The organism is Pseudarthrobacter sp. CC12, from assembly GCF_039907755.1.
GTDB classification, from domain to species: domain Bacteria; phylum Actinomycetota; class Actinomycetes; order Actinomycetales; family Micrococcaceae; genus Arthrobacter; species Arthrobacter niigatensis.
Genome location: NZ_JARDJH010000057.1, coordinates 1 through 24,555 on the forward strand (window position 1 = coordinate 1; position 24,555 = coordinate 24,555).

The 24,555-nt window shown below is 65.7% G+C and carries 20 protein-coding genes; 10 read left to right on the forward strand and 10 right to left on the reverse strand.

The window, feature by feature from the left end:
* Window positions 1–190: 190 nt before the first annotated feature.
* Window positions 191–589, forward strand: a complete 399-nt coding sequence (locus tag PV772_RS22260) for a GntR family transcriptional regulator (protein ID WP_347887608.1) — start codon at window positions 191–193, stop codon at window positions 587–589.
* Window positions 586–1,668, forward strand: a complete 1,083-nt coding sequence (locus PV772_RS22265) for a DUF5808 domain-containing protein (protein ID WP_347887609.1) — start codon at window positions 586–588, stop codon at window positions 1,666–1,668. Before PV772_RS22260 ends, PV772_RS22265 begins: the two co-directional genes overlap by 4 nt.
* A 297-nt stretch (window positions 1,669–1,965) precedes the next feature.
* On the opposite strand, the gene PV772_RS22270 is transcribed toward PV772_RS22265, so the two are convergent.
* From PV772_RS22270 to pdhA, 3 genes are read right to left on the reverse strand one after another with little or no spacing between them, the layout of a single operon-like run.
* Window positions 1,966–3,495 carry a dihydrolipoamide acetyltransferase family protein gene (locus PV772_RS22270; protein ID WP_347887610.1) on the reverse strand — a complete coding sequence of 510 codons (1,530 nt, stop codon included), beginning with the start codon at window positions 3,493–3,495 and terminating at the stop codon, window positions 1,966–1,968.
* Between the two features lie 2 nt (window positions 3,496–3,497).
* Window positions 3,498–4,610, reverse strand: a complete 1,113-nt coding sequence (locus PV772_RS22275) for an alpha-ketoacid dehydrogenase subunit beta (RefSeq protein ID WP_347887611.1) — start codon at window positions 4,608–4,610, stop codon at window positions 3,498–3,500.
* Window positions 4,607–5,833 (reverse strand): pyruvate dehydrogenase (acetyl-transferring) E1 component subunit alpha, encoded by a 1,227-nt coding sequence (gene pdhA / locus PV772_RS22280; protein WP_347887612.1) that lies wholly within the window; start codon window positions 5,831–5,833, stop codon window positions 4,607–4,609. The genes PV772_RS22275 and pdhA overlap by 4 nt, the downstream gene beginning before the upstream one ends.
* A gap of 160 nt (window positions 5,834–5,993) precedes the next feature.
* Between pdhA and PV772_RS22285 the strand changes: the two genes are divergently transcribed.
* From PV772_RS22285 to PV772_RS22305, 5 genes are all read left to right on the forward strand, one after another.
* The gene (locus tag PV772_RS22285) at window positions 5,994–6,452 is read left to right on the forward strand and encodes an Lrp/AsnC family transcriptional regulator (RefSeq protein ID WP_141161497.1); all 459 of its coding nucleotides are present in this window, start codon (window positions 5,994–5,996) and stop codon (window positions 6,450–6,452) included.
* A gap of 505 nt (window positions 6,453–6,957) precedes the next feature.
* Window positions 6,958–7,410, forward strand: a complete 453-nt coding sequence (locus tag PV772_RS22290) for a hypothetical protein (protein WP_347887613.1) — start codon at window positions 6,958–6,960, stop codon at window positions 7,408–7,410.
* A gap of 76 nt (window positions 7,411–7,486) precedes the next feature.
* Window positions 7,487–8,623 carry a hypothetical protein gene (locus tag PV772_RS22295; protein ID WP_347887614.1) on the forward strand — a complete coding sequence of 379 codons (1,137 nt, stop codon included), beginning with the start codon at window positions 7,487–7,489 and terminating at the stop codon, window positions 8,621–8,623.
* A 1-nt stretch (window position 8,624) separates the two neighbouring features.
* Window positions 8,625–9,113 carry a hypothetical protein gene (locus PV772_RS22300; RefSeq protein ID WP_347887615.1) on the forward strand — a complete coding sequence of 163 codons (489 nt, stop codon included), beginning with the start codon at window positions 8,625–8,627 and terminating at the stop codon, window positions 9,111–9,113.
* The gene (locus tag PV772_RS22305) at window positions 9,110–11,245 is read left to right on the forward strand and encodes an Ig-like domain-containing protein (protein ID WP_347887616.1); all 2,136 of its coding nucleotides are present in this window, start codon (window positions 9,110–9,112) and stop codon (window positions 11,243–11,245) included. Before PV772_RS22300 ends, PV772_RS22305 begins: the two co-directional genes overlap by 4 nt.
* A gap of 314 nt (window positions 11,246–11,559) precedes the next feature.
* On the opposite strand, the gene PV772_RS22310 is transcribed toward PV772_RS22305, so the two are convergent.
* Window positions 11,560–13,782, reverse strand: a complete 2,223-nt coding sequence (locus PV772_RS22310) for a transglycosylase domain-containing protein (protein WP_347887617.1) — start codon at window positions 13,780–13,782, stop codon at window positions 11,560–11,562.
* 565 nt (window positions 13,783–14,347) lie between these two features.
* Here PV772_RS22310 and PV772_RS22315 point away from each other — a divergent pair.
* Window positions 14,348–15,349 (forward strand): serine protease, encoded by a 1,002-nt coding sequence (locus PV772_RS22315; protein ID WP_347887618.1) that lies wholly within the window; start codon window positions 14,348–14,350, stop codon window positions 15,347–15,349.
* 16 nt (window positions 15,350–15,365) lie between these two features.
* On the opposite strand, the gene PV772_RS22320 is transcribed toward PV772_RS22315, so the two are convergent.
* The 6 genes from PV772_RS22320 to PV772_RS22345 form a co-directional block, all read right to left on the reverse strand.
* Window positions 15,366–17,807, reverse strand: coding sequence for a hypothetical protein (locus PV772_RS22320; protein ID WP_347887619.1), 2,442 nt, complete (start codon window positions 17,805–17,807; stop codon window positions 15,366–15,368).
* A complete protein-coding gene (locus PV772_RS22325) occupies window positions 17,804–18,178 on the reverse strand; it encodes a hypothetical protein (RefSeq protein WP_347887620.1) in 375 nt (124 codons plus the stop codon). The genes PV772_RS22320 and PV772_RS22325 overlap by 4 nt, the downstream gene beginning before the upstream one ends.
* Before the next feature lie 74 nt (window positions 18,179–18,252).
* A complete protein-coding gene (locus PV772_RS22330) occupies window positions 18,253–19,098 on the reverse strand; it encodes a hypothetical protein (protein ID WP_347887621.1) in 846 nt (281 codons plus the stop codon).
* 143 nt (window positions 19,099–19,241) lie between these two features.
* A complete protein-coding gene (locus PV772_RS22335; RefSeq protein ID WP_347887622.1) occupies window positions 19,242–20,360 on the reverse strand; it encodes a CapA family protein in 1,119 nt (372 codons plus the stop codon).
* Window positions 20,360–22,105 carry an ABC transporter ATP-binding protein gene (locus tag PV772_RS22340; protein ID WP_347887623.1) on the reverse strand — a complete coding sequence of 582 codons (1,746 nt, stop codon included), beginning with the start codon at window positions 22,103–22,105 and terminating at the stop codon, window positions 20,360–20,362. Before PV772_RS22340 ends, PV772_RS22335 begins: the two co-directional genes overlap by 1 nt.
* The gene (locus tag PV772_RS22345; RefSeq protein WP_347887624.1) at window positions 22,099–23,337 is read right to left on the reverse strand and encodes a DUF1611 domain-containing protein; all 1,239 of its coding nucleotides are present in this window, start codon (window positions 23,335–23,337) and stop codon (window positions 22,099–22,101) included. The genes PV772_RS22340 and PV772_RS22345 overlap by 7 nt, the downstream gene beginning before the upstream one ends.
* A gap of 176 nt (window positions 23,338–23,513) precedes the next feature.
* Here PV772_RS22345 and PV772_RS22350 point away from each other — a divergent pair, with 176 nt between their 5' ends.
* Together PV772_RS22350 and PV772_RS22355 are read left to right on the forward strand one after the other, a co-directional pair.
* On the forward strand, window positions 23,514–23,720 hold the full coding sequence (locus PV772_RS22350; RefSeq protein WP_141159594.1) for a hypothetical protein: 207 nt from the start codon (window positions 23,514–23,516) through the stop codon (window positions 23,718–23,720).
* Between the two features lie 172 nt (window positions 23,721–23,892).
* Window positions 23,893–24,477, forward strand: a complete 585-nt coding sequence (locus tag PV772_RS22355; protein WP_347887625.1) for a hypothetical protein — start codon at window positions 23,893–23,895, stop codon at window positions 24,475–24,477.
* The last annotated feature ends 78 nt before the right edge of the window (window positions 24,478–24,555 follow it).

Here is a 24,555-nt window from a genome sequence, read left to right on the forward strand (position 1 = left end):
GATCACGCGAAAACGGAGGTTCTCATTTGAGGCAACGTATTAGTCCTCCCGGAGGTATTGCAATGAGGCAACAGGGACCCCTCTTGGAAAAAATTTGGACGCCCGACGGCGGGGGCGGGCCCAGAGCGGGCCAGTGGCCCTAGCGTCAATCTCGCCTTTGTTCTATAACTAATAGAACAAAGGGTTGGAGGTGGGTGCATTGATCCTCAGCGTGGACTTGGGTGCCGACGTCCCGATCTACCAGCAAATCCGTGACCAGATCGTGGAGGCAATCGCCCACGGTTCTTTGACGGACGGGAGCGCGTTGCCGCCCACCCGCACGCTCGCCGCCGATTTCGGCATCAACTTCCATACTGTCAACAAGGCCTACGATCTCCTCCGGCAGGAAGGCTTGATCCGCCTTAGCCGCGGCACTGGTGCGGTGGTGACCGCGCCGGCGACGGACCAGCTCCCGGCTGACTGGACCGCCCGGGCCACGACCCTCCTGGCCGAGGCCGTGGCTCGTGGACTTCCCGCAGATGAGGTACTCAGGGCCTGCCGGACACTGCTCGATTCATTTGGCGCCACACAGCAGGAGGGCACGCCATGATTATTTCCGTGATTTTGGGCCTGGTGTTGTTGGGCCTCGTTCTGCTGCTGGCACTGGTACTTCCGTCGGTCTCCAGCGGCACTGTTCCCTTCGGGGTCCGCATCCCCGCCCAGTATGCTGCCGATCCGGTGGTTGCGGCGCAGTCGCGCCTGTACCGGCGGCGGGTCCTGCTCTGCGGGGGCATCGTCGCGGTGGCAGGCGTGGCCAGCGTCGCTGTGACCGGGCAGCCGTTGCTGCTGCCGTTGTCGGTGCTGGTGCTGGTGGGTACCTGGTATGGCTGCTTCTTCCTGGCCCACCAGGAGATCCGCGCGGCGAAACTTGCGGGCGGCTGGTTCCAGGGCCTGCACCAGGGCATAGCGGTGGACACCGAGCTGCGGACCAATCCCCCACGGTTTCCCTGGCTCTGGCTGGCCCCCGCCGTGGCCGTCACCCTCGCCACGGCGGTTATCGGAATCATGATGTACCCGTCCATGCCGCAGAACCTGACAGTGCACTATGGCGCCAACGGCGTGCCGAACAGGATTGAAGTGAAGTCGGTCGGCTCCGCATTTTCGCTGGTCTTTATGCAGCTGGGGCTGACGGCTTTACTGGGAGGCATCGCCGCGGCCGTGGTCCGCAGCAGGCCCGATCTTGACCCGGCCCGCCCCCTGGGGTCCTCGCGCTGGGCCCGGCACTACATGACGCTGGGCGCCAAAGCCCTGCTCGGCCTGGTGGCCATGATCGACCTGGGACTGATGGGTTCGTCGCTGTTGATGTGGACCGGGACCGTATCCCGATGGGCACCTCTGGTAATCGTAATCCCGGTATTGGCCTCGGTGGCGGCAACTATTGCCGTGTTGGCAAGGAACAACCGGGACCGCGGCAGCAACGGGGAAGACACCGGCCTCACCCACCGCGACGACGACAAGTTTTGGCGCGGCGGCGTGATCTACATCAACCGGGAGGATCCGGCACTGGTGGTTCCCCGCAGGTTCGGCATTGGGTGGACCCTGAACTTCGGCGGTCCCAGGGCGGCGATGCTGCTGGCCGGCGTGGTGGCGCTGATCGGCCTGGTGATCGCGCTGCGGTTTACCAGTTGAGAAGCGCAGCTTTGGAAGCGGGTCACGGCGGCAACCCAGGCCGCTGCCGTCCAGTAACATTGAGCGCGCCGTCGCAGACCACATGGTCGGAACTGAGAGTCCGCTGCGCGACGTTACCAAAGGCCACTTCCCCGTTGACTACCGAAGGTCGATGGTCCACATATGCCTTGGTAGTGGCAGGAGTGCCCGGAGGCGGCGTGGAGGATGCGAGTCGTAGGTCTTCCCGTCTAACAGTCGGCGGCCCTGGGTACCTGGTTAGGCTCAACAAATGCCCGGGGAACTCAGGGGATCAGGATGCTACAAGTCGAGCAGCAGCCCTTGCGGGTTCTCGATGGCGTCGGCCACGAAGCGGAGGAAGCCTCCGGCCGTGCCGCCGTCGCAGACCCGGTGGTCGAAGGTCAGCGTAAGTTCTGTGACCTTGCGGACAGCCAGCCCGCCGTTGACCACCCACGGCTTGTCGATGATGCGGCCCACGCCGAGGATGCCCACCTCCGGGTGGTTGATGATTGCCGCCGAACCGTCGACGCCGAACACGCCATAGTTGTTCACCGTAAACGTTCCGCCGCCCAGCTCAGCGGGGGTCGCTTTGCCGTCGCGGGCCACCTGGGTGAGGCGGCGGATCTCCGCATCCAACTCCCGGGCGCTGAGCTTCTCGGCCCCGCGGACCGAGGGCACCACCAGGCCGCGGTCGGTCTGCGCCGCGAAGCCCAGGTTGATCCCGTCGAAGGCCACGATCTCCTGCGATCCATCGCCGGCAGTCTCGATGCGGGTGTTCAGTTCCGGATACTTCTTCAACCCGGCAGTGACGAACCGGGCAATGAATGCGAGCAGGCCGGGGACCGCCGCGCCGCTGGCTTTCAGCCCCTCGCGCAGCTCCATCAGTGCCGTGGCGTCCACGTCCACCCACACCGTGGCTTCCGGGATCTCGGAACGGCTGCGCGCCATGTTCGCGGCAACGGCCTTGCGGACGCCGCGGACGGGCGTGCGGGCGGAGACGGCGAGTCCGGTGCGGGCGTCCACGGGGTTGGCCGGGGTGGCCTCCCGGGGTCCGGCGGCCGACTGCGTTTCGACTGGTTTGGTCTCCTCAGGCTTGGCTGCTGGGGCTTCCGCCGGTGCAGTGGTCCGCAGGGCAGCCTCAACGTCGCGCCGCATGATCAGGCCGCTGTCGCCGGAGCCGGAGATTTCCCCGAGGTCCACGCCGTGCTCCCGGGCCATGCGCCGGACCAGCGGCGAAATCACGGCACCAAGCTTGCCCGGCACGCGGGTGCGCAGGAGGCTGAGGTCGTCCTCGGTGGGCTTGGCCTGAGCAGGTTCAGCGAGCGCGACGGCGGCCTTCGGGGCACGGGTGCGCCGGGCAACGCCATGGCCACCAGGGGTCCCATAACCGATCAGGACATTCCCGGACCCGGCTTTTTCTTCCTCACGGTACGTTTCCGCCTCACCTGCCGCGGATGATGCCGCCCCGGGAGTGGCATCGGGCCTTCCTGAGCCGGCAGCATCGTCCGCAGGACGAATGCTGTCCGGCGAAGGGGCGGGGGCGGCATCATCCGCGGCGGACACCGCGGCCGCCCCGGCAGTAGCACCAAGCGGCGTCACCGAGATCAGCGGCTTCCCCACGTCCAGGGTCTCCCCCGGCTGGCCGTGCAGCTCGGCCACGATCCCGGCGTACGGGGAGGGTACCTCCACCGCGGACTTGGCGGTCTCCACCTCGGCGATGGGCTGGTCGACGGCGATCTCGTCACCAACGGAGACATGCCAGGCCACCAGTTCGGCTTCGGTGAGGCCTTCGCCCAGGTCGGGCAGTAAAAACACGCGTGGTTCGCTCATGGTCAGTTCTCCCACTGCAGGTCGTCAACGGCGTCGAGGATGCGGTCCACGCCGGGCAGGTAGTACTTCTCGAGTTTGGGCGCCGGGTAGGGGACGTCGAAGCCGGTCACGCGGCGGATAGGTGCGGCGAGGTAGTGGAAGCAGCGTTCCTGCACCCGGGCCACGATCTCAGAGGACACGGACGCGAAGCCGTGCGCCTCGGCGATCACCACAACCCGGCCGGTCTTGCGGACGGACTCGCACACCGTCTCATCATCGAACGGCACGATGGTCCGCACATCGATCACTTCCAGCGAGCGCCCCTCCAGGGCGGAGGCCTCGGCCGCGGCAAGGGCGGTGGGCACGGACGGACCGTAGGCAATCAGCGTCGCGTCGGTGCCGGGACGCGCGACGGCGGCCCTCCCCTCGGAGGTGCGTCCCGCCGTCGTACCTTCCGCGTGTTGGCGCCGCAGCTCGCCAAGGTCCACCGAGTCCTTGGTCCAGTACATCTTCTTGGGCTCCATGAAAACGACAGGATCGTCGGAGTCGATGGCTTCGCGGAGCATCCGGTAGCCGTCCGCCACGGTGGCGGGGGTGTAGACCTTCAGGCCGGCGGTGTGGGCGTAGTAGGACTCGGAGGAATCGCAGTGGTGTTCCACGCCGCCGATGCCGCCGCCGTACGGGATGCGGATGACCATGGGCAGTTTCACGGCCCCCTTGGTGCGGTTGTGCATCTTGGCCACGTGGCTGACGATCTGCTCGAACGCCGGGTACGCGAACGCGTCGAACTGCATCTCGATCACCGGGCGCATCCCGTTGATCGCCATGCCGACGGCCATGCCCACGATGCCGGATTCGGCCAGCGGGGTGTCGAAGCAGCGCTGCTCGCCGAACGTGGCGGTGAGGCCGTCGGTGATGCGGAAGACGCCGCCCAGCATGCCCACGTCCTCGCCAAAGACCAAGACGGAGGAGTCGGCGTGCATGGCGTCGGCCAGGGCCGTGTTCAGGGCCTTGGCCATGGTGACCGGCTGCGGGCCGGCGGCTTCGGCGGACGCCGCTGCGGAGGCGGCGGCGCGGGCGGTCGCGGCGGAAACGTTGCCGTTGGCCTCGGATGAGGTGGTGATGGTGGGGCTCACTTGCCGGCCTCCTTCGAATCGACAGCTGCGGCGTCGCGGGCGAGTTCGTCGGCGAGCATGGCGGATTGTTCCTTCAACTGCGGAGTTTGTACAGAAAAGACGTGCCGGAAGAGTTCCTGCGGGTCCACGGGCACGTCCTCGCCGAGGCCCTCGCGCAGCTGCGCGGCAACGGCCTCAGCGTGTTCACGGATGCGGGCCTCGCCGTCGTCATCCAGCAATCCGCGGTCCGTGAGGTAGGTGCGCATCCGGTTGACCGGGTCCTTGGCCCGCCACTCTGCAACCTCGCTGTTTTCGCGGTAGCGGGTGTCGTCGTCGGCATTGGTGTGGGCCTGCATGCGGTAGGTGTTGGCTTCCACCAGCAGCGGTCCTGAGCCTTCGCGGGCCAGCTTCACGGCGCGGTCCAGGACGGCGAGGAGCGCCACGACGTCGTTTCCGTCCACCCGTTCGCCGGCCATGCCGTAGCCCACGGCCTTGTGCGCCAGCGACGGCGCCACGGACTGGTGCGCCAGCGGCACCGAGATGGCGTACTTGTTGTTCTGCACGAAGAAGATCACTGGCAGGTGGAAGACGGCGGCGAAGTTGAGGGCCTCGTGGAAGTCGCCTTCGCTGGTGGCACCGTCGCCGCACATGGCCAGCACCACAGTGTCCTCGCCGCGGAGCTTGGCGGCGTGGGCCACCCCGACGGCGTGCAGCAGCTGGGTGGTCAGCGGGGTGCACTGGATGCCCACCTTGTACTTGAGGGGGTCGTATCCGCCGTGCCAGTCGCCGCGGAAGATGGTCATCACCTGCACCGGGTCCACGCCGCGGGTCATGACGGCCACGGCGTCGCGGTAGGTGGGGAACATCCAGTCGCCTTCGGAGAGGCACAGGGCGGCGGCCACTTGGCAGGCTTCCTGGCCGTGGCTGGAGGGATAGACAGCCATGCGGCCCTGCCGGACCAAGGCGGAGTTCTGGTCGTTGACGCGGCGGCCGACGACGAGTTGTTCGTACGCTGCCAGCAGTTCCTTGTCGCCGGGCACGGGGTATTCGTGGCCGGGCTGGGTGCCCTGCTCACCTTCGGGCTTGAGCCTGCCGTCCGGATCCACCATCTGGATCTGGTGCCGGGCGGGGAGCATGTAGTCCTCCACCGTGATGCCGAACTTCTTCACAGCTTCCGTCAGCGCATTTTCGGGCGCTGCCGTGCTTGTGGTGTCCGGTGCGGTGTGGTCTGCGGAGATCGTCATTGGTCCGTCCTTCGGTAGCCACTATTCCCTCCCAGTATTGCCCTGAGGCCGGTTTCGTATCTACTGGATGGGCAAATCGTGGAGAAGCTGCTCTATAGGCCCTATTGTTGAAGACGATTTGTAACTGTGATGTGGATTACCGACAGGAGCCGTGGACAAAATGCCGGGCAAGGAAGCTGCTGAAGTTCCGTTGGACGAGATTGACCGTCGCATCATTGCCGAGCTGACCCGTGATGGCCGGATGTCCGTGACCCAGGTGGCGGAGAATGTGCACATCTCGCGGGCCCACGCCTACTCCCGGATTGCCCGGCTGACCGGCGACGGCGTGCTGACCCGTTTCACGGCGCTGGTTGATCCCATCAAGGCGGGCCTGAAGTCCTCCGCCTATGTGACCCTGAAGCTGAAGCAGGACTCGTGGCGCGAGCTCCGCGACCAACTGGGCGCCATCCCCGAGGTGCACCACATCGCCCTGGTGGGTGGCGACTTCGACGTGATCCTGCTGGTCCGCGCCGTGGACAACATCGACCTGCGCCGGGTCATCTTCGACCAGCTCCAGACCATGCCCGGCGTGCTCGACACGCAGACGTTCCTGGTGTTCGAGGACGTGGATACGCGGTAGAACAGCTGACTCCGCTCCCTCCGCGACCGAGGCTCACTATCGACGCGCGACTGGGCCCGTGACGCGCAGATTCATCTCCGACTCGCCAGCTACTTTTCGAGGCGCACATTTCTGATGCGCCAGGGAAGGTGCGCTTCACGTTCGCTTTTGCGCGTCGAAAACGGGTGTCCCGGATACGCAAGATTGGCTCAATGTGAGCGCTCCATAGCGCTGCTGGGGCAGTACCCGAAGACAGCGAACGTCGACTACTTGGTTTGGCCCTGTGCGCCGCGGTTTTCGCCATCCGCGGAGAAGTGTCCAGCCCCAAAGAGCGCGGAGAACGCAGGTAGTGGCAGCGCTTACCGAGTACCCGGCTCCTTGAGGTTCCAGAAACTCGGGTACCGGTACCTGTTGTTGCGCCTGTTTCGCTCCGACAAACATTGGGTCATCGATCCACCGGAAGGCACCTGGATGGAGCCACCAATGGGGGAACGGGTTCTCAATCACACATTCAAGGAGCTTCTCCATGCGCAAGATGACCAAGAAGAACAAGATCGCCGCTGTTGCCTTGTCCGCGACGCTGCTGGCAGCCGGCGGCGGCGCCGCCTACGCCTACTGGAGCACGACTGGTAGCGGTAATGGATCCGCCGCAGCCTCAGCCGGCGACAACGAAGTCACCCTGCACTCCTCATTCGCCGCGGGTATTGCGCCAGGTGAGACCCGGGCTGTGACCTACACGGCAGATAACTCGAACACCTCCAGCACGGTTGTCGCGGGCTTGGCTCCGACGGTGGCCACCAGCGACGCGAAGTGTCTCGCCAGCTGGTTTACCGTCGACGCCACCACCACGCCTGTGACGGTTACAGCGAAAACCACTGGAACGACTGTGGGCACCGGTACGCTGACGTTCCTCGATACCGCGGACAACCAGGACGCTTGCAAGGGTGCCACCATCACGGTGAACGTCACCAGCCGCTAACAAGCGAGCGGGCCGGGGGCGGTGCGAATCCGCCCCCGGCTTGCCGTCATTTGCACCAAGGAAAGAGGGGCACAGGGTGCACGAGCAGGACGGACATCCGCGGCGTCGCAGGCGGACCGGCATCAAGGCAGCACTTGTCGCACTGATACTGCTGCTGGTGAGCGCGGGGGCGCTGGTCGCGGCGTCGAATACTCCAAAACCGGGCATCACGGTGCAGGTCTCCCCTGCAAGCCAGTCCGTCCAGCAAGGCCAGCAGGCCGCGTACACGGTCACCGTGACCTCCACTGGCGGCTTCAGCGGCACGGTAAATCTCACCGCCGCGGGACTTCCGGCCGGGGCAAGCGGTGCCTTCTCGCCGTCGTCCGTCCCCCTCATCTCCGGCAGCCCCACTACGGCCACCCTGAACACCACCACCGCAACAACCACGCCGGCGGGCACCAGTTCCATCACCATCACCGCAACCAGCGGCAAGGTCTCCGCCAGCGTAACCGCCAGCCTCACGGTGAACTACAAGATTTCCAGCTCGTTCTCGATGACTGCCACCCCGGACTCCGTGAGCATCCCGCCAGGGGCAACCGCGGTGTACACGCTGCAGCTCAGCCGCACCAACCTCAGCGGACCCATCACCTTCAGCGTCCTGGGCGGTCTGCCGGCCGGAGCCACCGCATCGTTCTCGCCGAACCCGGCCACCGGAGACTCCACCACCCTCCAGGTGGCCACGACTAACGCCTCCCCCACCGGAACGTCCAGCCTCTACCTGGTGGGCACCGGCAAGGACTCTTCCGGCAAGGCGCAGTACGCCTACGCCAACGTCCAGCTGGTCCTGGACTCCACCATCAAACAGTTCGGCATCTCCGGGAACGTCCCCGGTACCCTGTCCCCCGGCACGTCGGCCGGAATGAACCTGCAGATCAGCAACCCCATCAACAAGCCGCTGTCGCTGACCAACCTGTCTGTCGCCGTCGCGGGTGTGACCCGGAGCGCGGCCGCGGTGGCAGCCAACCTGCCCTGCACGGCGGCCGACTTCGCCGTCACCCAGTACAGCGGCCCCTACCCGCTGGCAGTCCCGGCCACGGGCGGTTCGCTCCAGGGGCTCAACGTCGCCCAGACGGCGTGGCCCCGGGTGGGAATGCTGGACACGTCCACCAACCAGGACGGCTGCAAAGGCGCCACCCTCCAGCTCAGCTACTCAGGATCAGGACAGGGGAACTGAGATGACCACCACAAGAAACCGGGGCCTCAAGGCAGCTGCCCTTGCCGGAATCCTCGTGAGCGTCGGCGCCGGAACGGCCTACGCCTTCTGGAGCGGCACCGGCGCCGGGAGCGGATCGGCAGCTGCAGGCACCCTGCAGGCCGTCACCGTGGACGCCCTCATCGCCGCCGACAACCCCAAGGCAGCCCTCTACCCTGGCGGCAGCGCCGACGTCGTCCTCCGCCTTACCAACCCCAACCCGTACCCGGTGCAGGTCTACAGCGTCACCGGCAACGGGCTGGCCAGGGCGGATGCCGCGCACCCTGGCTGCACCACCACCGGCGTCAGGTTCACTGGCACTGCCGCACCCCTCACCCCCGCAACCTACGTTGCCGCGAACTCGTCGGCACTCATCACCCTCCCCGGAGCGGCCACCATGGACACCACCTCACTCGCAGCCTGCCAGGGCACAACCTTCAGCGTCCCAGTGACGGCGGAGGTCCGGAAATGAGCCTCGCCGTCCGCAACGCGTCCCTTTTCCTCGGCCGCCGGCCGTCCCGCAGGCTGGCCTGGATCATCACCGCGGTCCTGCTCCTGCTCGGCTCGGGCACCGCCGCCTACGCGTTCTGGGCCTCCACCACCAGCAGCAGCAACGCGGCCGCCGCTGCCGACGCCCTGACTCCGGGCTCCAAACCCGCGGTCAGCGCCAACGGCGCCGCACTTTCGGTCACCTGGGCCAACGGCACCACTGTCAACGGCCGTCCCGCCACCGGCTACACCGTCGCCCGCTACTCAGCAGCAACCGGCGGCACCGCCATCCCGGCCACCGGCGGCTGCGCCGGAACCGTCACCACCCTCACCTGCACGGAGCAGAACGTCCCGGGCGGCACCTGGTACTACACCGTCACTCCGGCCATAGCGCTCTGGACCGGCGCCGAGAGCCCGCGCAGCAACGCCGTCAGCAGCGACTCCATGCCGCCCACTGCTTCAGCTTCCGTTTCGCCCTCCCCCAACGCGGCCGGCTGGAACAGCACCAGCCCCGTCACCGTGACAGTCACGGCCGACGACGGCACGAACGGTTCCGGTGTCGCCTCCATTACGTACGCGGTCGACGGCGGCGCGCAGCAGACGGTGAGCGCCGCCGCCACCATTCCGGTTGCCGGGGAAGGGACACACACGGTGTCCTACTTCGCGACTGACAAGGTGGGCAACGCCGGGACGACACAGAACCAGACTGTCAAGATCGACACCCAGGCGCCGGCGGCTCCTGCCTTCACCACCCCGCTTCCCAACGCCAACGTTGCCAACGCTTCCCGGGTAACCGTCGGCGGCACCGCTGAGGCAGGGGCCACGATCAACCTCACAGCGAGCGACGGTGCCGGGCACTCCGTTCCGGGGACGGCCGCCGCGTCCGGAAGCGGCGCGTGGTCCATCACCATGAACCTCAGCAGCCTGAACGAGGGAACCGTGACGTTCTCGGCAACGGCAACGGATGCCGCGGGCAACACAGGCGCAGCCAGGACGGCCACGGGCATCAAGGACATTTCGGCCCCTGATGCGGCAACGGCCCTGAAAGTCCCGACGTATGTCAATGCCACTACCGCCCCGTCCATCAACGTAGCGGGCAATGCGGAAGCCGGGGCGACCGTATCTGTTTCGGCCATGAGCCCAGGATCCCCCGCCGCAGTCACGGGCACCGCCGTTGCCAGCAATGGCACCTGGTCGTTGAACCTGGATCTCAGGTCCCTCAAAGATGACACCGTCACCTACACGGTCACGGTTATCGATGCAGCGGGCAACACCAGCGGACCAGCCACAACGTCTAGCCTTAAGGACACCGTTGCGCCTGTGCTGAAGCTCAATGCACTGCAAAACATCCTTGCAAGCAATGTGGCAAATTATCCGATCAGCGGCACCAGCGACTCCGGCTCAGCCGTAAGTGTGAATGTCACCGACGGCACGATCACCATTCCCGGGACCGCCTCCGGGGCGACTTGGAACACAGGTTCGCTGAACCTGACGAGCCTTAAGGACACGTCCACAACTGTTCCGACAGTTACCGTCACGGTTACGGCTTCCACCAGCGACGCGGCAGGCAACAGCACCGCCGTTTCTGCAACAGTCACCAAGGACACTGCGCGACCCACCGTCCAGAGCGTCACCCTGGCGAACGGCAGCGGAGGCGCCAAGCCGAATCAGGCGGATAAGGGCGACACCGTGACCATACAATTCTCTGAGGCCTTGGATCCGGCCAAGTTCTGCTCCAGCGCCACCACCACCACGACCTTCAACGGCACCGTCACGTTGATCGAGAACTCAACTAATGACGGGCTGAGCTTCGCGACCGGCGACTGCACCAGCTTCAACATTGGGACCATCTCCCTGGGCGCCAACTACGTCAGCGCAAATGCGACCTTCGGACCCAACGGCAATGGAGCGGGCGGCGCTTCGACCCTGGCACTGGACGCAACCGGCAAGATTCTGACGATCAAGTTCGGCAACTCGGCAACTGGCAGCACACTGCAAAATGTCGGGATCACAAAGCCGTCGTACACACCCTCTGCAAATCTGACAGACGTCGCCGGAAACGCATTTGCATCGCCTGTCACGACTTTCACCGAAACTAACCAGTCCGGCTTCTGAGGTTATCCGGACGCCACAATTAGGGTCGCCCTGCAGTCCACCTGGCTGCAGGGCGATCTGCGTTACGCGGCGCAGGTCACTTCCGCCGGCGGACCACCAGCACGATGTACAGGGCAACGCCCACGGCCACCAAGGCGCCGATGCTGATTCCTAGATTCCCAGTGTTGAACATGACCGGTTCCCTTCTTGCGGAGGATGTTGTTCACGTATGCCACATCAGCGATTCGCATATCAGGTTGCGACCCGCAGGCTCCGCCGCGACACCCAAATAACCCGTGCGTCAGGGATTTTGCCGGTCGAAAACGGCATCCGGGTCACTTGCCCTTCGACGGCGTCGGCTGCGAAACGGTTCCGGGGGCGCTGACCAGGTTCTGCGGCGGGGCGTCAAAGTTGCCGTGGTCGTACAGGCCCACAACACCCTGCATGTACTGCGCCCACTGCGGACCGGCGATGAATGCCCCATCCACCGCCGGGTAGAACTTACCGTTGACGGTGATGTTGCGGCCCAGCCTGGTGGGGCCGCCGTTGAAGGGGTCGCCGAAGAAGGACGCCGTCGCCAGGCCCTTCGTATAGCCAACCACCCAGGTCTGGTTGTTGTACTCGTTGGTTCCGGTTTTGGCGGCATCCGGAACTCCCAGCTTTTGCGGGATCAGGAGGCCGGAGCCCTTGGTGAGGACGTCCTGGAGGACGTTGGTGACGGCCTTTGCGACGTCCGGTTTCAGGGCACCGGCCTGGCAGGAGGACGTTTGGCCGCCGATCTTGTTGCCCTGGGAATCGTCCACCTCAGTGATGGACATCGGCGAGCAGTAGGTCCCGTTGGCGTCAAACGTGGCGAAGGCGTTGGCCATGGTCAGCGGCGCGACGTTCTGGCTTCCCAGGATGTTGCCCAGGGTTGAGAGGTCGATTTTGTTGCCGTTTCCGCTGCCCAGGTGCAGGCCGATGGCGTCGGCGGCGCGCTGGACATCGCAGAAATCGTTAAGACCCGCGAGTGAGGCGAACGTTGCCGTGTTGATCGACTGGTAAATGCCTTCCCGGACCGTCATCGGCCGGTACCAGTTGGGCTCATCGTTCTGCAGGTCCGAGGATTGCGGCACGGTGCTGTCGAACCAGCCCTGGACCGGCTGGCAGGTGGTCTTCCACGGGTAGTAGATGCCGTAGCGGCGCTTGGAAGCGTCCACAACCTGGTTGGTGGATTTACCCTCGCCCAGCCACGCGGCCAGGGTCACCGGCTTCATGGTTGATCCCGGCTGCATGCCTCCCACACCACCCAGGCTGTTCCCGGCACTGTCAGAGCTGTCCACGTTGAAGTTGTAGTCGGAGACAAACCCGGCGCCCTGGTCTGGCAGTTTCCGTGAATTCTGCGCCATGGACAGGACCTTGCCGGTGCCCGGTTCGATGGTCACCAGCGAGGCGCCCCACTTGTCCGGGTTTGCGCCGGCGGTGGCATCCACCTGCGCCTGGGCCGGTCCCTGCAGGCGCGGATCCAGGGTGGTCTTGATGGTCAAGCCACCGGCCATGATCTTCTGGTCCCGCTCGTCCAGGGTGGCGCCATACGCCGGGTCGTTCTCGATCTGGTGCAGGACGTAGTCGCAGAAGTACTGGGCCTGGGCCGCGTAGGCGCAGCCCTGCTTCGGTGGATTGACCTTGAGCTGGATCGGAGTGTTCACAGCGTCGTCATGCTGCTGCTGGTCGATGTAGCCGTGCTGCAGCATGGCGTCGAGCACCAGGTCGCGGCGGCCTTTGGCCGCTTCCGGGTGCACCGTGGGGTCGTAGAGTGACGGGCCGTTGACCAGGCCGGCCAGCAGGGCGCCCTGGGGCAGGGTGAGGTCCTTGGCATCAACAGAGAAGAAGTACTGGCTTGCCGCCTGGATGCCGTACGCGTTGGCGTTGAAGCCGACGACGTTCAGGTATCCGGCGAGGATCTGGTCCTTGGAGTACTTCTCCTCCAGGCCGATGGCGAGCTTCATCTCCTTGATCTTCTGGTTCACGCCCTTTTGCCCGTTGAGCACCACCTGGGCATCCTTGCCCTGGGCGATGAGGTTCTCGTTGAGCATGTTCGTGACGTACTGCTGGGTCAGCGTGGACGCGCCCTGGTGGCCACCGGCGGCATCGACCGCCAGCGCCCGGAAGATGCCTTCGGGATCGATTCCACCGTGCTGGTAGAACCGGTAGTCCTCGACCGCCACGATCGCGTTCTTGATGTTGGGTGACATCTGGTCGAGCCGGATCCGGGTCCGGTTCTCGTCGAAGAGCGTCGCGATCAGTGACCCGTCCGCCGCCAGGACACGCGTCATCTGTGCGGGCGGCGCGGAGAAGACATCATTGGGCAGGTCGGTGGTCAGGGCGGCGGAACCGCCTGCCACTGCCGTCTCGGTCAGCGCTGCGGCGGGTACCATCAACCCGGCCACCAGGGCGCCGCAAAGGGCGCTGACACCGATGAAACCCAGGAACCAGCCAAGCGTGATTCCGGTGGCGCGGAACAGGTTCCTGCGCCGGGGCACGGCTGGGGAAGTTGGGGACGGGACTCGTTTGGGCATTCGTGTGTCCGGATCTTCTTCCTTGCGGGCAACCGTACGTTTTTACCCTACTCTTCAGAATTCACGTCCCGCGGGCCCACCCCCGCAACCACGCGGGACTCCGGGATAACTCATGGCATTTTCCCAGCAAAGTCGGCCGCCCAACAGATGCCTCCAGCGGCGTAGGCCTCTAACAGGGGTAGCTTCCGCCCCAGGTTAGGTAGTGGATGTGCTTGTTGCCGGGACCCGGCGTCGCTAGCGTGAGCCTACTGGACCGGTAACTGGGGCTGGGCCAGTGATCACCTTGGGGGAAGGAAACCCGATGTTCGCAGCCACGCGCCGACTTGTCCGCTGTACACCGGCGGTTGCTGTCCTGCTCCTCGCCGCGGCCTGCCAACCACCCCAGGCCGGCCCTGTCAGTTCCTCTCCGCCTTCCACTTCCCCGCCAGTCGCCGCGCCGTCGGCTTCCACAACGGCCCCAGTGCCCACTGCCTCAGCATCGCCATCGCTGACATCAACGCCATCTCCAACCGCGCCAAGAGACTGGGCGGAGACCGTGAAATTGGTCAGCTCAGGGGTGGCCCGCGTGGCCGTAACACTATGCGACGGCGGCGGCGTCGGCACCGGCTTCCTAGTGGGCAACGACCTGATCATGACGGCGGCCCACGTGGCAAAGAACGAGGCCGCCATCAACGTTTCGGTGAACGGCCAGTTCACATCGGCCACGGTCCTGGGGATCAACGACAATCTGGATTTGGCCCTGTTGCGGACGCCCACGGCTGTGACCGGTTACAGGTTCAATCTTGCTCCGGACCTTCCCACCCAAGGCGTTGAGGTGGCAGCACTTGGCTTTCCCCTCGACCGTGGACTGACCTTCACCTCCGGCCGCGTCAGCGCCCTCAACCAGGAAGTCAGCCTCCCTGCCGGAACAGTTCGGGGCCTCATCCAGACGGACACGGCCATCAATCCAGGCAACAGCGGCGGACCCCTGCTCCTCATGGACGGCAGTGTGGTGGGGGTGGTCAGCTCGAAACGGACGTGGGTCCTGGGCACCCGGGACCAGAACAATTACGGTGCCGAGGGCGTGGGGTACGCCGCTCCGGCACCATCTGCCGCCGCGGCTCTTTCAGACTGGGGCCGCCGCACTACACCGCTACCCCAGGCCAGCTGCGACAACCAGGCGCAGACTTCCAGCAGCGACATCATCACCACCAACCATTCGAACCACGAGCAGGCACCCAAAGTCATCCAAAGCCTGCTCACCCATGGACAGGCAATCAACCGGGCTGCCTACGACACTGCTTTTGCCGTCCTGACTCCCGAACTGCAGGCCAGTGAAGGCGGACTGGCCAAGTGGAGTTCCGGGCTGGGAACGTCCTTCTGGCGCGCCCTGACCGTCAACACCATCAACGGCTCCGGCAACGAGCTGACGGCAGATGTCGTCCTCCGCACTGAGCAGGCCGCGGCCGACGGTCCCGGCGGCCAAACGTGCTCCGACTGGGGCATCCGCTACAGGATGTCCTGGGACGGGACCATCTGGCGGATGGCAGCCGCGTCCACTCCCTCAGGGCCACCCAAAGCCTGCTGACCGCCCCCAGTACCAGTCAGCCGGCGCTGGAGGTGGGCACCGGAACAGGCGTGGAGCCGTAACCGGAGTCAGGGGTGGGCGCCTGGGTCGGGTAGGCAACGGACGACGTCGGCTGCGGGCCTTCCGTGTACTGTCCCGTCGGTGCGGTGGCACCGGACGTCGGGGCTGGGTTGGGATCCCAGGCAGGCACCGTCCCCGGACCGGACGGTTCCACGACGGCCGCGGACGGCGTGCGCGCCGGGCTGGGATCAGCCGAAACAGAGGGTGCAGGCGTGGAAGCTGAAGTCACCGACGCACCTTTGACGATGGCCGTGATCTGCTCCCTGTATCCGTTGAGGGTGGCCTGGATATCGGAGAGCGGTACGTCGCGGATGTTTCTCCCGTACTCGGCGATCTGGGCCCACAGCGCTTCCAGCTGGTGCTTGCTGTCCCCGTCCAGCGGACCATCAAGGGTCAGGACCAGCTGGCTGGCCAGGGCGTAGGTGAGGCAATCAAGACAGTTGTAGTTGGCCGCCGCGGAAAGGTTCTGCGGCACGATCACGTCCGTCTGACCCACGACCAGCACCACTTGGAACCCCACGGCAACCGCCGCGCAGCCCGAACAGTTGGCAAAGGCGTAGGCCTCATTGGTGGTGGTGACGGGTTGGCCGTCCTCGGCCCACACCAGCGCGAACGCCACGCTGTACTGGACGGAGCCGTCGGTGGTGTTGACGGCGAGCGCCTGGTTCCCGTCGCCCTCGGCAGCGGCCGGCCGGTCGAAAGGGAACACCCAGGAGGGTGCCGCAGCAGCGGGACCTGCGTCGGAACCGCCGCCGGCAGCAGGAGCGGCGGAGGCGCCCGCCGGTACCAGCACCATGCTCAGCTGGGGGTTGTCCCGGGTCGGTTTGGCCGTGCCGGCAGGCCACAGCGCAACGGTTCGTCCCGCCGCGCCCTGTCGCAGCGCCCCGCCGTCGCGCGCTGGAAGGATGGTCCGGGTGGCATCACCCAGCGTCCCGCGCTCGTAGGCCTGCACCGGGCGGTACGTCCCGCCGTCGGGCCACCATGCCCAGGCGAGCCCACCGAGGAGGACGGCCACGGCTCCCATGGCCACGATGCGCTGGGCAACCTTGCCGCGCGTCTTCTGCCACAGCCCGGTCACCAGCTGCCGCAGCAGCCGCACCACGATGTACACCACGCCCAGTACGGGCACAGCCACCACGATGATGGCCAGCGCGCGCACCGTCACGCCCAGGATGTCACCCGCGGACAGGCTCGCGGCCAAAGCTTCCTGCTGTTTGCCCACGCTTGCCCACCCGGTGGCCAGCAGCCGCGGCAGGGACAGCACCATCATCACCATGCTGAACAGCAGCACCGGCAGCGTCACCAGGACCCAGATAGTGACCACAGCCCGCGCCCATGGTTTCAGCACCTTGCTTTCCGGGTTTCCCCACCGCCACGGAAGGATCCCCAGAAGGGTCGGCTTGATCCGCTGGAACAGGTCAGGCACCCCGGTGGCGTCGGCCAGGATGTGGTAGCCGTCGTATTTCACCAGCGGGATGAGCTGCCGGACCATCTGCAGGATCTGCGTGACCACCACCAGCAGAAGTGCGTCGAACCCGGTGGCCCACCACAAACCCATGATGGCCACCGCCACGATGGCGTTGAAGTACAGTCCGCCCAGGTCGGTGCGGATCCTGCCGCCGCGGCCCAGCCGGTAGGAATCCGTGACGTCCGTGAAGAACGCGGGCCACAGCAGGTACAGCCCCGCCCCCATGGCTCCGGGCGTCGCCCCGCCTTTGCGGGCGGCAGCGGCGTGGCCGAATTCGTGGAAACCGGCGGAGAGGATGGTGACTGCGAGGATCAGCAGCAGGAGGGCCGGCTGTTCGAAGGCCTCATGGGTGGCCGAGCCCAGGCCCTTCACCATGAGCACCCACCAGCATGCGGCCAGGAACGCGGCCGTCACGGCCACCACCAGCAGCGGGTGGAACAGCGCGGCGAACGGGGCGGTGATCCTGCGCGTGCGCTCGGGATCGGACACGATGAAGCGGAACCGCAGGCCCAGCAGCGGGTTGGACTTCCTGACCTCGGGCTGGCTGCCGTCGGCGAGCCGGAGCAGGCCCATCGGCAGCAGCTGGGAGTCCATCAGCGTGCGGACGTTGTCCGCGCTGACCAGGCGCCCGGAGCCGTCGCTGACGTGCCGGGCGATGGCGTCCAGGTCGCGCGTCCCGTCCGCCCCCTCCAGCACCAGGTACAGGAGCCGGGTCAGCTGGAGGGTCTGCCCGTCGCCGCGGCGCACCAAGGACGGCGGTTCCCGGTAGCCGGAGCCTTCCGCCGGGCCAAGCAGCTGCACGCCGTCGGCCAGCGCAGGAAGGTGGGCACCCGCCGTCGTGATGGTCCCGCCCGGCGGATCCTGGGAAAGGCCGGCGCTCGACGACGGCGGGCCCGCCTGGGCAGGCGGCCCGCCTTGGGTCTGGGTCATCTTGGCTTACTGCTGCAGGTCGGACTGCTGGCCGGCCGTGGCGTTGGCGGCGCCGTCGATGTGCTGCGAGATGGTGGCGCTCTGGTCCGAGATGGCGCCTGGCTGTCGATGGAGCCGATGTTGGCGGCGACGGCCGCGTCGATGGGGGCCGCAACGTTGGCGTTCGCGGCGACGGCACCGTTGATGGGGGCGGCGATGGCGGCGTCCGCATCGAGGTTGACGTCAACGTTAAGCAGGTTGCCGTTCAGCGCACCCGCTGCGTCCGTGACGCCACCGGTGCTTGTGGGCGCAGGTGCCGTTCCGGTGGTCCCATCAGTGCTGCCGGCGTCCGTGGTGCCGGCATCGGCTGCGCCGTCGCCCTGGCCGATCACGCTGTCCTGGGTGGAATCAGCGTTGGCAGCTTTCCTCTGCCGCTGCCGGTTATATCTAAGAAGGCATTCCGGGACTATCGCGTTTCGAGGAGCAAAGGCGCCGCCGCAGCAGCCATCAGTTTGTGGTCGTGCGCTGCACCCGGTATGACGGACAAGGCCCAGTTGAACTGATCCCCTTCCCGGGCTGCATTCCGGGACGCCTGGTAGAACGCCAACCCGCGCGTCAGCCTGTTGTCGCCCTGGGCATCTGTCTGCCGGTCGCGCTGAAGCATCGCATCTTTCGGGTCGACGTCGTCGGCGCCGAGGAGGATGATCAGGCGCCGGGAAAAGGCGTCTCTTAACGCCTTGGGTGCGAGCGGCGAGTTTTTCAATCCGTACGGGTACTCAACGCTTTGGTCCGGCATGGTGTACCAGCCGGCGTTTGCTGCGACTGCGACGCTGACATGGTTCGTTGGGGTGAATTCCATGAAGCGGTGGACAAACTGGCCTCCCGCTGAATGGCCGAAGAGCGCGTACTTTTCGGTTTTGCTGTTGGTATCCCGGACCACTGCCTGGAAGAGTGATTCCACTACATTAAAGCTCCAGGACTCTGGCGGGTTGATGTTACCGGCGGAGTCGAGGATGTTGCCCTGGTTGTAGCTGGCGGCGCCCGGGTAGTCGTCTTTCGAAAATTCCAATACCAGCAGCAGCGTGTTGCTGTTCTGGATGAGGGGCAGCCAGTCCGATCGGTAGGACTCCCCGTCGCGGTGCGCCCCGGTCATGACCATCAGAATCTGCGCCGACGACGGATCGTCCGGCGCCTTATACCAGACGCGGATGGGCTGGTCCTGCAGTGGACCTTGGCCACTGAAAGCGAAATCGCCTGTCTCGCCCGGCGATATCATCCGTGTCTGCGAACTGGTGGCAGTGGGGCTTGCCATGTCTCCTCCTCGATTGGACTGCGTCGGTCCTGCCGGGGTTCCTTCGGGGGCGGCAGTGCAGGAAACAGCGAAGGTGAGCACGCTGATGGCGGCCGCGAGCATCCTGAGTACAGGCCGTCTGCGCCTTCGGACGCGCCGGGCACTCACTCCCGCGGCTCGAAACAGCGGCACGGCATCCTGGCGACATCGCCCTGGATCTGAAGCGCCGGATGGACCAGGGGAATGGCACTCACCATTTGGGGCGCAGTGCAGGGTTGCGTCAGGAAGCCGGTCATGGCGTTGTCGGTGTTGAAGCACTTCACCACGAACTGGGCCGGGGCATCCTTCCGCAATTCGAGGCCGAGCGATATCCCCACCCCTTGTTTGCCAAAGGACGCAAAGCGCCCCGGGGTGCCGAAAACGAAATTGCCAAGACTGTAGGCGACAGGCACCTTGTCGATGTATTCGATTTTGTCGGCTATGTGGGGTCCGGTGCCGACGATGAGGTCGTAGCCGGCATCCACCATGGCCTGGGCCCAGAACCGCTGTTCAGGGAGGGTTTCCGTATAGTTGTCGCCCCAGTGAACGTAGGCAATGACCCAGTCAGCGCCGGCAGCACGGGCCAGGTCGTAGCCCCTCTGGACGGTTTCCGGGCTGAAGGCAACCGTTCCGGGGGTTGTTTCGTCTGCCCGTGTTGCCTTCCCGAAGTTCTCCCCCAGCGCGACGACGCCGATCGTCCCCATATCCGTGTGCCAGATGAGCGGCCGTTCCGCCTCTGCCAGGTTGTGGCCGGCCCCGAAGGTGTCCATTCCCGAGTTTGCTGACAACTTGACGGTGTCCTCGAGGCCTTCGATTCCCATGTCCATGGAGTGGTTGTTGCCCAGGCCCAGTGCATCAATGCCGGCTTTGGAAAGTGCCCAGGCCGCCATGGGGTCCGCGTGGTAGGAAAACTGCTTGCCGGGACTCAGGGGCTGGGTGGAGTAGGTCATTGGGGCTTCTGCGTTGGCGATGACCAGGTCACCATCGATCATCGGAAGGACCGCCGCCATCGCTGCCTCGTAGGCTGCAGCGTCTGCCAGGGGCGCCTCGCCGTCCCCCAGCATGGTGTCTCCCAGGAACTGGATGGACAGATGCTCATCCTCCAGGGCCCCGGCCGCGAGGTCTATTGATTCAACGTGGGCGGCTTCCGTTGCGCCGTAGTTGGCCGCCAACGCCCCGGTTCCGCCCAGGGCCACGGCCAGTGCAGCGGCGATGAGGACCCGGTCGCGCTTCTTGGGGTGCATTAGGCTCCGCTTTCCTGGTTGCCGTACAGCCGGTGTTCCCCGCTCAGGTTTGACTCCAGCCACGCCCTGTCCCGGTACTCCTCGCCGGACATGACCTCGGCCACCGCTCCGCCTTTAAGGACAACCACCGTGTTGGCCATGGCGATCTCCCGGGGATCCTGCGTGGCAATCAGGACTGTGCCGTCATAGCGGGCCAAAATGGCGGCGAAGTCGGCCTTGGCCTTTTGGTCAAGGCCAAGCGTGGGCTCATCCAGGAGCAGGATCGGCGGGTTGCCCACCAGCGCCCGGGCCAGGGCTATCCGCTGCCGCTGGCTGTACGAAAGATTGAGCCCGCCCTCCGTGACCCACGTCTGCAGCCCGTAAGGAAGATCCGGAAGCATCTCGTCCAGGCCCGTGGCAGACAGCACGCGTTCCACTTCCTCCTCGGAGGCCCGGGGGGACGCATAGGTAATATTGCGCCACAGGGAGCCGCGCATCAGCGGCAGCTCAGGCCCGGCAGCCCCAATCCACCGGGAGGCGGAACGCAGGGCGGTTTTGCTGAGCATCTGCCCGTCGATAATCACGCATCCGCCGTCCGGGTCCACAGTTCGGGAGACCAGGCCCAGCAGGGTCGATTTTCCGCTGCCGCCCTCCCCGGTGATGGCGACCACGTCCCCCGGGGCTACCTGGAGGTCGACCTCGCTCAGCGCGCCCTGCACCGACACGGACATGAAGTTGATGGAACCCTTCCGGACTCTCAGCGGAGCATGGCCGCCGCTGTCGAGGTCCCGGGTGGAACTGCGGAGGTATTCCTTGATTTTGCCCACGGAGACCTGGGCCCGGTGCCAGTAGTCGTGGGCCAGGCCCAGGGTTCGTACCGGCCCGGACAGTTGCCGGGTGACGACGACGAAACCCACCACAGTGCCGATGGTCGCTGTCCCCCGCCGGACTTCAAAGAGGCCGACAGTGAGGACCGCCCCCAAGGCCAGCAACGCGAAGGCGGTGGAGACTCCGCGGAGGTAGCCGCGAAGCCGCGCGACCCTTACCAGTGCCCGTGTCAGCTCGTCGTTTTGATGGGAGAGCCGGCTGTATTCCCCTGCGGACCGGCCGAAGACCTGCACCACGGGCTGGGCGTTGAGTTGCTCGTCGATGTTGCTCATCACCAGCGAACGTCGCCGGCGCATGACACGCGTCGCCTGGCGCATGCGTTGGCCGGCAAGGAAGGACGCGGCGGCCCCCACGGCGACCGTCACCACGATGGCCAGTGACATCCAGACGCTGAAAAAGAACAGGACAGCCAGCGCGCCCACCATGACGATCGCGGCAATGATTCCGCTCAGCACGCCCCGGCTGATCCACAGCCGTGTCATTGAAAGGTCGCCAAGGAAGCGCAGCAACAGGCCGCCGCGGGCCCGGTGCTGGAATTGGCGGGGCGTCATGCCCTGCAAGTGGCCGTACATTGTCATCCTCAGCACACGTACAGCTTCGTAGCCTGCAGTCTCCGCAACATTGAAACCGGCTGCGCGGAGCCATCCGTGCAGTAACGCCACGACGCCCAGCAGTCCTGCCTGGATCAGGGCCCACCTCCATTGCAGGTCCGCGGCGGCTCCTACCGTGGCCGGGGCCAGTCCGTCCACAATCAGGCGCAGCAGGAGGATATAGGCGACCAGCGTGGCCACCTGTCCCAGCCCAATAGCTATGGCTTTGGCGTAGACCTTGCCCGGAACTCTGTAGAGCCTGTCTTTTCCGGCCGCTGCGTTCACCACAGGTCCGCACTTCCCGCGGAAGTGCTGGGCCTGGGGAATCCGAAAAATCCCGGCCTTGTCCGCGGCTGCCGCTCCGGCGACGAGGTGAAGGGTCCAATGATCACTTCGTTGGCTGCGGGCTCGGCCTGGACTTCAATGGCTGTTTCGGCCTTGTCCGCCTGGGCGGCCGCCAGGACGTCCTGGATCCCGAGGAGGGATGCCGCGGTACCAGGCTCGGTGAGTTCTTCACGGGTCAGCACTGGCAGCCCCGTCACTTTTGCGGCTTCCCGGATGGCCAGGGGGGACCGGGTCAGGAGTCCCGTTACCGCAAGGACTTTGTGCCCCAGTTTCTGGAGGTGGGAAACCCCGGCTACCGCGCCCATCGAATCCGGGGCGGCGAATATGACGGCGTCCACCATGTTTCGCAGGACGTTCGCCTCCAGCAGGCGGGACGTTTCGTCCTGGTAGATTCCGTCGGCGATTTCCACCAGGTTTAGGGCGGCGCCCGACGCCGTCAGGTGGTTCACCAGTTCAGCAAACTTCGTCTCCAGCACCTCCATTGGTTGGCGGTACGTTGAGGCGAGGCCAACGTCGGTGAAATCGAGCATCAGGTGGGCGCCGGCGTCGAGCATGCACCAGTAGTCGTTTCCGGAACCTGTCCCCGTAACTTTCGTGGCCCCCACAGCGACGCCCGCTTTGCTCAGCCCGTTGACAAGGCAGTGCACGGTGGTTGTCTTGCCCGAATTCATGGCTGTCCCGATCACGGCGATGGTCCGGGGACGGGGAAGATGGGGTGAAACGGGCGGCAGGGCGAAATCCTGGATGTTAAGGGGGCGTCCTTTGGCGTCCCCCAAGAGCCCAAGTGGCTCGATTTCCGTTGCCCGCCGAACGGCCATACTCCTGCTCAGGACCTCCGAGGCGATCCCGCCGGAGGCGACCAGCTGGGTTTCGCCGAGGGTGGCGGGGACCCGGGATTCGAACTGGTCGGTGGCGTACCGGTCACCGTAGGTGACGATGATTTCGTCATCATCGTGCAGCACGGCACGCCGGCCGTTTGGCTGTTCGATGTGGCGGTGGTGGCCCAACTGTACGATCCGGGCCAGCACAAGATCGCCCGATCGGGGACGGACTGCGCCTGACACCAGCGATGCTATCCGCTCCGGTACCACCCGCCGGGTGGTAAAAGCGGCTTTGGCCCTCGCCACGCGAACAGGGTCCAGCGGTTTGACCCATACCCCTCGATCTGTGCTCATGCCCCGCACGCTAATGGGGAATACAAGCCGGGGACAGGGAAAGCGGTACCTGAAATTCAGGTTAGGGACTACTTGGTGTCCAGCAGCAAAACCCGCGCGGAATCCCAAGTGGCGTGGTTGAATGGCGAATGTGCCCCCCGGCACAGTGAGCCCCAACCGGACACCAGGAGGACAGCATGACTGGAATCAACTCGAAGTTCGACAAGGAATACATCGACAAGGGCATCGACGAGCTCGCGAAAGCGCCGGTGGAGGCGCTGAAGGGACTGTCCGAAAGCGACGCCCAGAAGCTCAAGGAAGCCCTGAACATCAAGACGGTCAAGGATCTGGGCACCAACAAGTTCTTCACCTGGGCGCAATCGGTCGCCAAGCTCGCGGAGTAGCGCGCACCCGCAGGTCACAGCAAAGCCCTTGGCCCCGGCCAGGGGCTTTCCTGTGTTTTCGACGGCAGGCATTCCGGCGTCATCCACATAGCTGCCCTGCTGATTACCTGCCGCTGCCGGTCATTCCTTAGAGTGGAGGGTGGCAACAGCGGATGGAAAGGCGGCGACCGGCATGAATGCTCCGTTCCGTCTCCCCCGTGTCATTGCCTTTACCGCGGCCATGCTGACCCTGGCCGCGGCTGCACACGTAGTGGCCGGCGGTGTGCTGCTGCCCCATCCGGCGATCATGGCCGGAATTGTGGCGCTGGTGCTTGCGCCGGTCACCATCCTCTCGAAAACCAAAATCAATGCCGCGGCGATGCTTGGGCTCCTGGCGTCCAGCCAACTGGGCCTGCACTGGGCCTTCGATGCGCTCTCGGCGTCGGTTGCCTTCACCCCGGCTGACGGCGCCCACGTCCACGGATCATTCCCTGCCTCCGCCGCCCTGATGCCCGGCCATGAGGCCGTGCCGGGAGCCTTGATGCTGGCCCTGCACGCCGCGGCCACAGTGGCCACCGCCCTGGTCCTGGCCAGAGGCGAGGCGGCCGTGTGGGCCCTGGCGGCATGGCTGCGCCCCCTGGTCCGGATCCTGGCTTCCCTTGCCATTCCGGAGTGGCCGCGCCTTTCCGCGCCGGCCGCCGTCGTTATTCCCTTCCGGTGGCGGAACCTTAAGCTGCCCGCCCTCCGCGGACCGCCGGCCTTCCACGCCGCCAACTAGGTGTATTGACCTGAGAGGTTGATGACGCGGCTGGCCGGTGTCTTACCTTTGAGTGCAGTGTGGGCTCGATGGTGATTG

Coding starts and splice junctions, on each gene's coding strand:
- PV772_RS22265 (WP_347887609.1), top strand. CDS start 586: ATGATTATTTCCGTGATTTTGGGCCTGGTGTTGTTGGGCCTCGTTCTG.
- PV772_RS22270 (WP_347887610.1), bottom strand. CDS start 3,495: ATGAGCGAACCACGCGTGTTTTTACTGCCCGACCTGGGCGAAGGCCTC.
- pdhA (WP_347887612.1), bottom strand. CDS start 5,833: ATGACGATCTCCGCAGACCACACCGCACCGGACACCACAAGCACGGCA.
- PV772_RS22285 (WP_141161497.1), top strand. CDS start 5,994: ATGCCGGGCAAGGAAGCTGCTGAAGTTCCGTTGGACGAGATTGACCGT.
- PV772_RS22290 (WP_347887613.1), top strand. CDS start 6,958: ATGCGCAAGATGACCAAGAAGAACAAGATCGCCGCTGTTGCCTTGTCC.
- PV772_RS22300 (WP_347887615.1), top strand. CDS start 8,625: ATGACCACCACAAGAAACCGGGGCCTCAAGGCAGCTGCCCTTGCCGGA.
- PV772_RS22305 (WP_347887616.1), top strand. CDS start 9,110: ATGAGCCTCGCCGTCCGCAACGCGTCCCTTTTCCTCGGCCGCCGGCCG.
- PV772_RS22310 (WP_347887617.1), bottom strand. CDS start 13,782: ATGCCCAAACGAGTCCCGTCCCCAACTTCCCCAGCCGTGCCCCGGCGC.
- PV772_RS22320 (WP_347887619.1), bottom strand. CDS start 17,807: ATGACCCAGACCCAAGGCGGGCCGCCTGCCCAGGCGGGCCCGCCGTCG.
- PV772_RS22330 (WP_347887621.1), bottom strand. CDS start 19,098: ATGGCAAGCCCCACTGCCACCAGTTCGCAGACACGGATGATATCGCCG.
- PV772_RS22335 (WP_347887622.1), bottom strand. CDS start 20,360: ATGCACCCCAAGAAGCGCGACCGGGTCCTCATCGCCGCTGCACTGGCC.
- PV772_RS22345 (WP_347887624.1), bottom strand. CDS start 23,337: ATGAGCACAGATCGAGGGGTATGGGTCAAACCGCTGGACCCTGTTCGC.
- PV772_RS22350 (WP_141159594.1), top strand. CDS start 23,514: ATGACTGGAATCAACTCGAAGTTCGACAAGGAATACATCGACAAGGGC.
- PV772_RS22355 (WP_347887625.1), top strand. CDS start 23,893: ATGAATGCTCCGTTCCGTCTCCCCCGTGTCATTGCCTTTACCGCGGCC.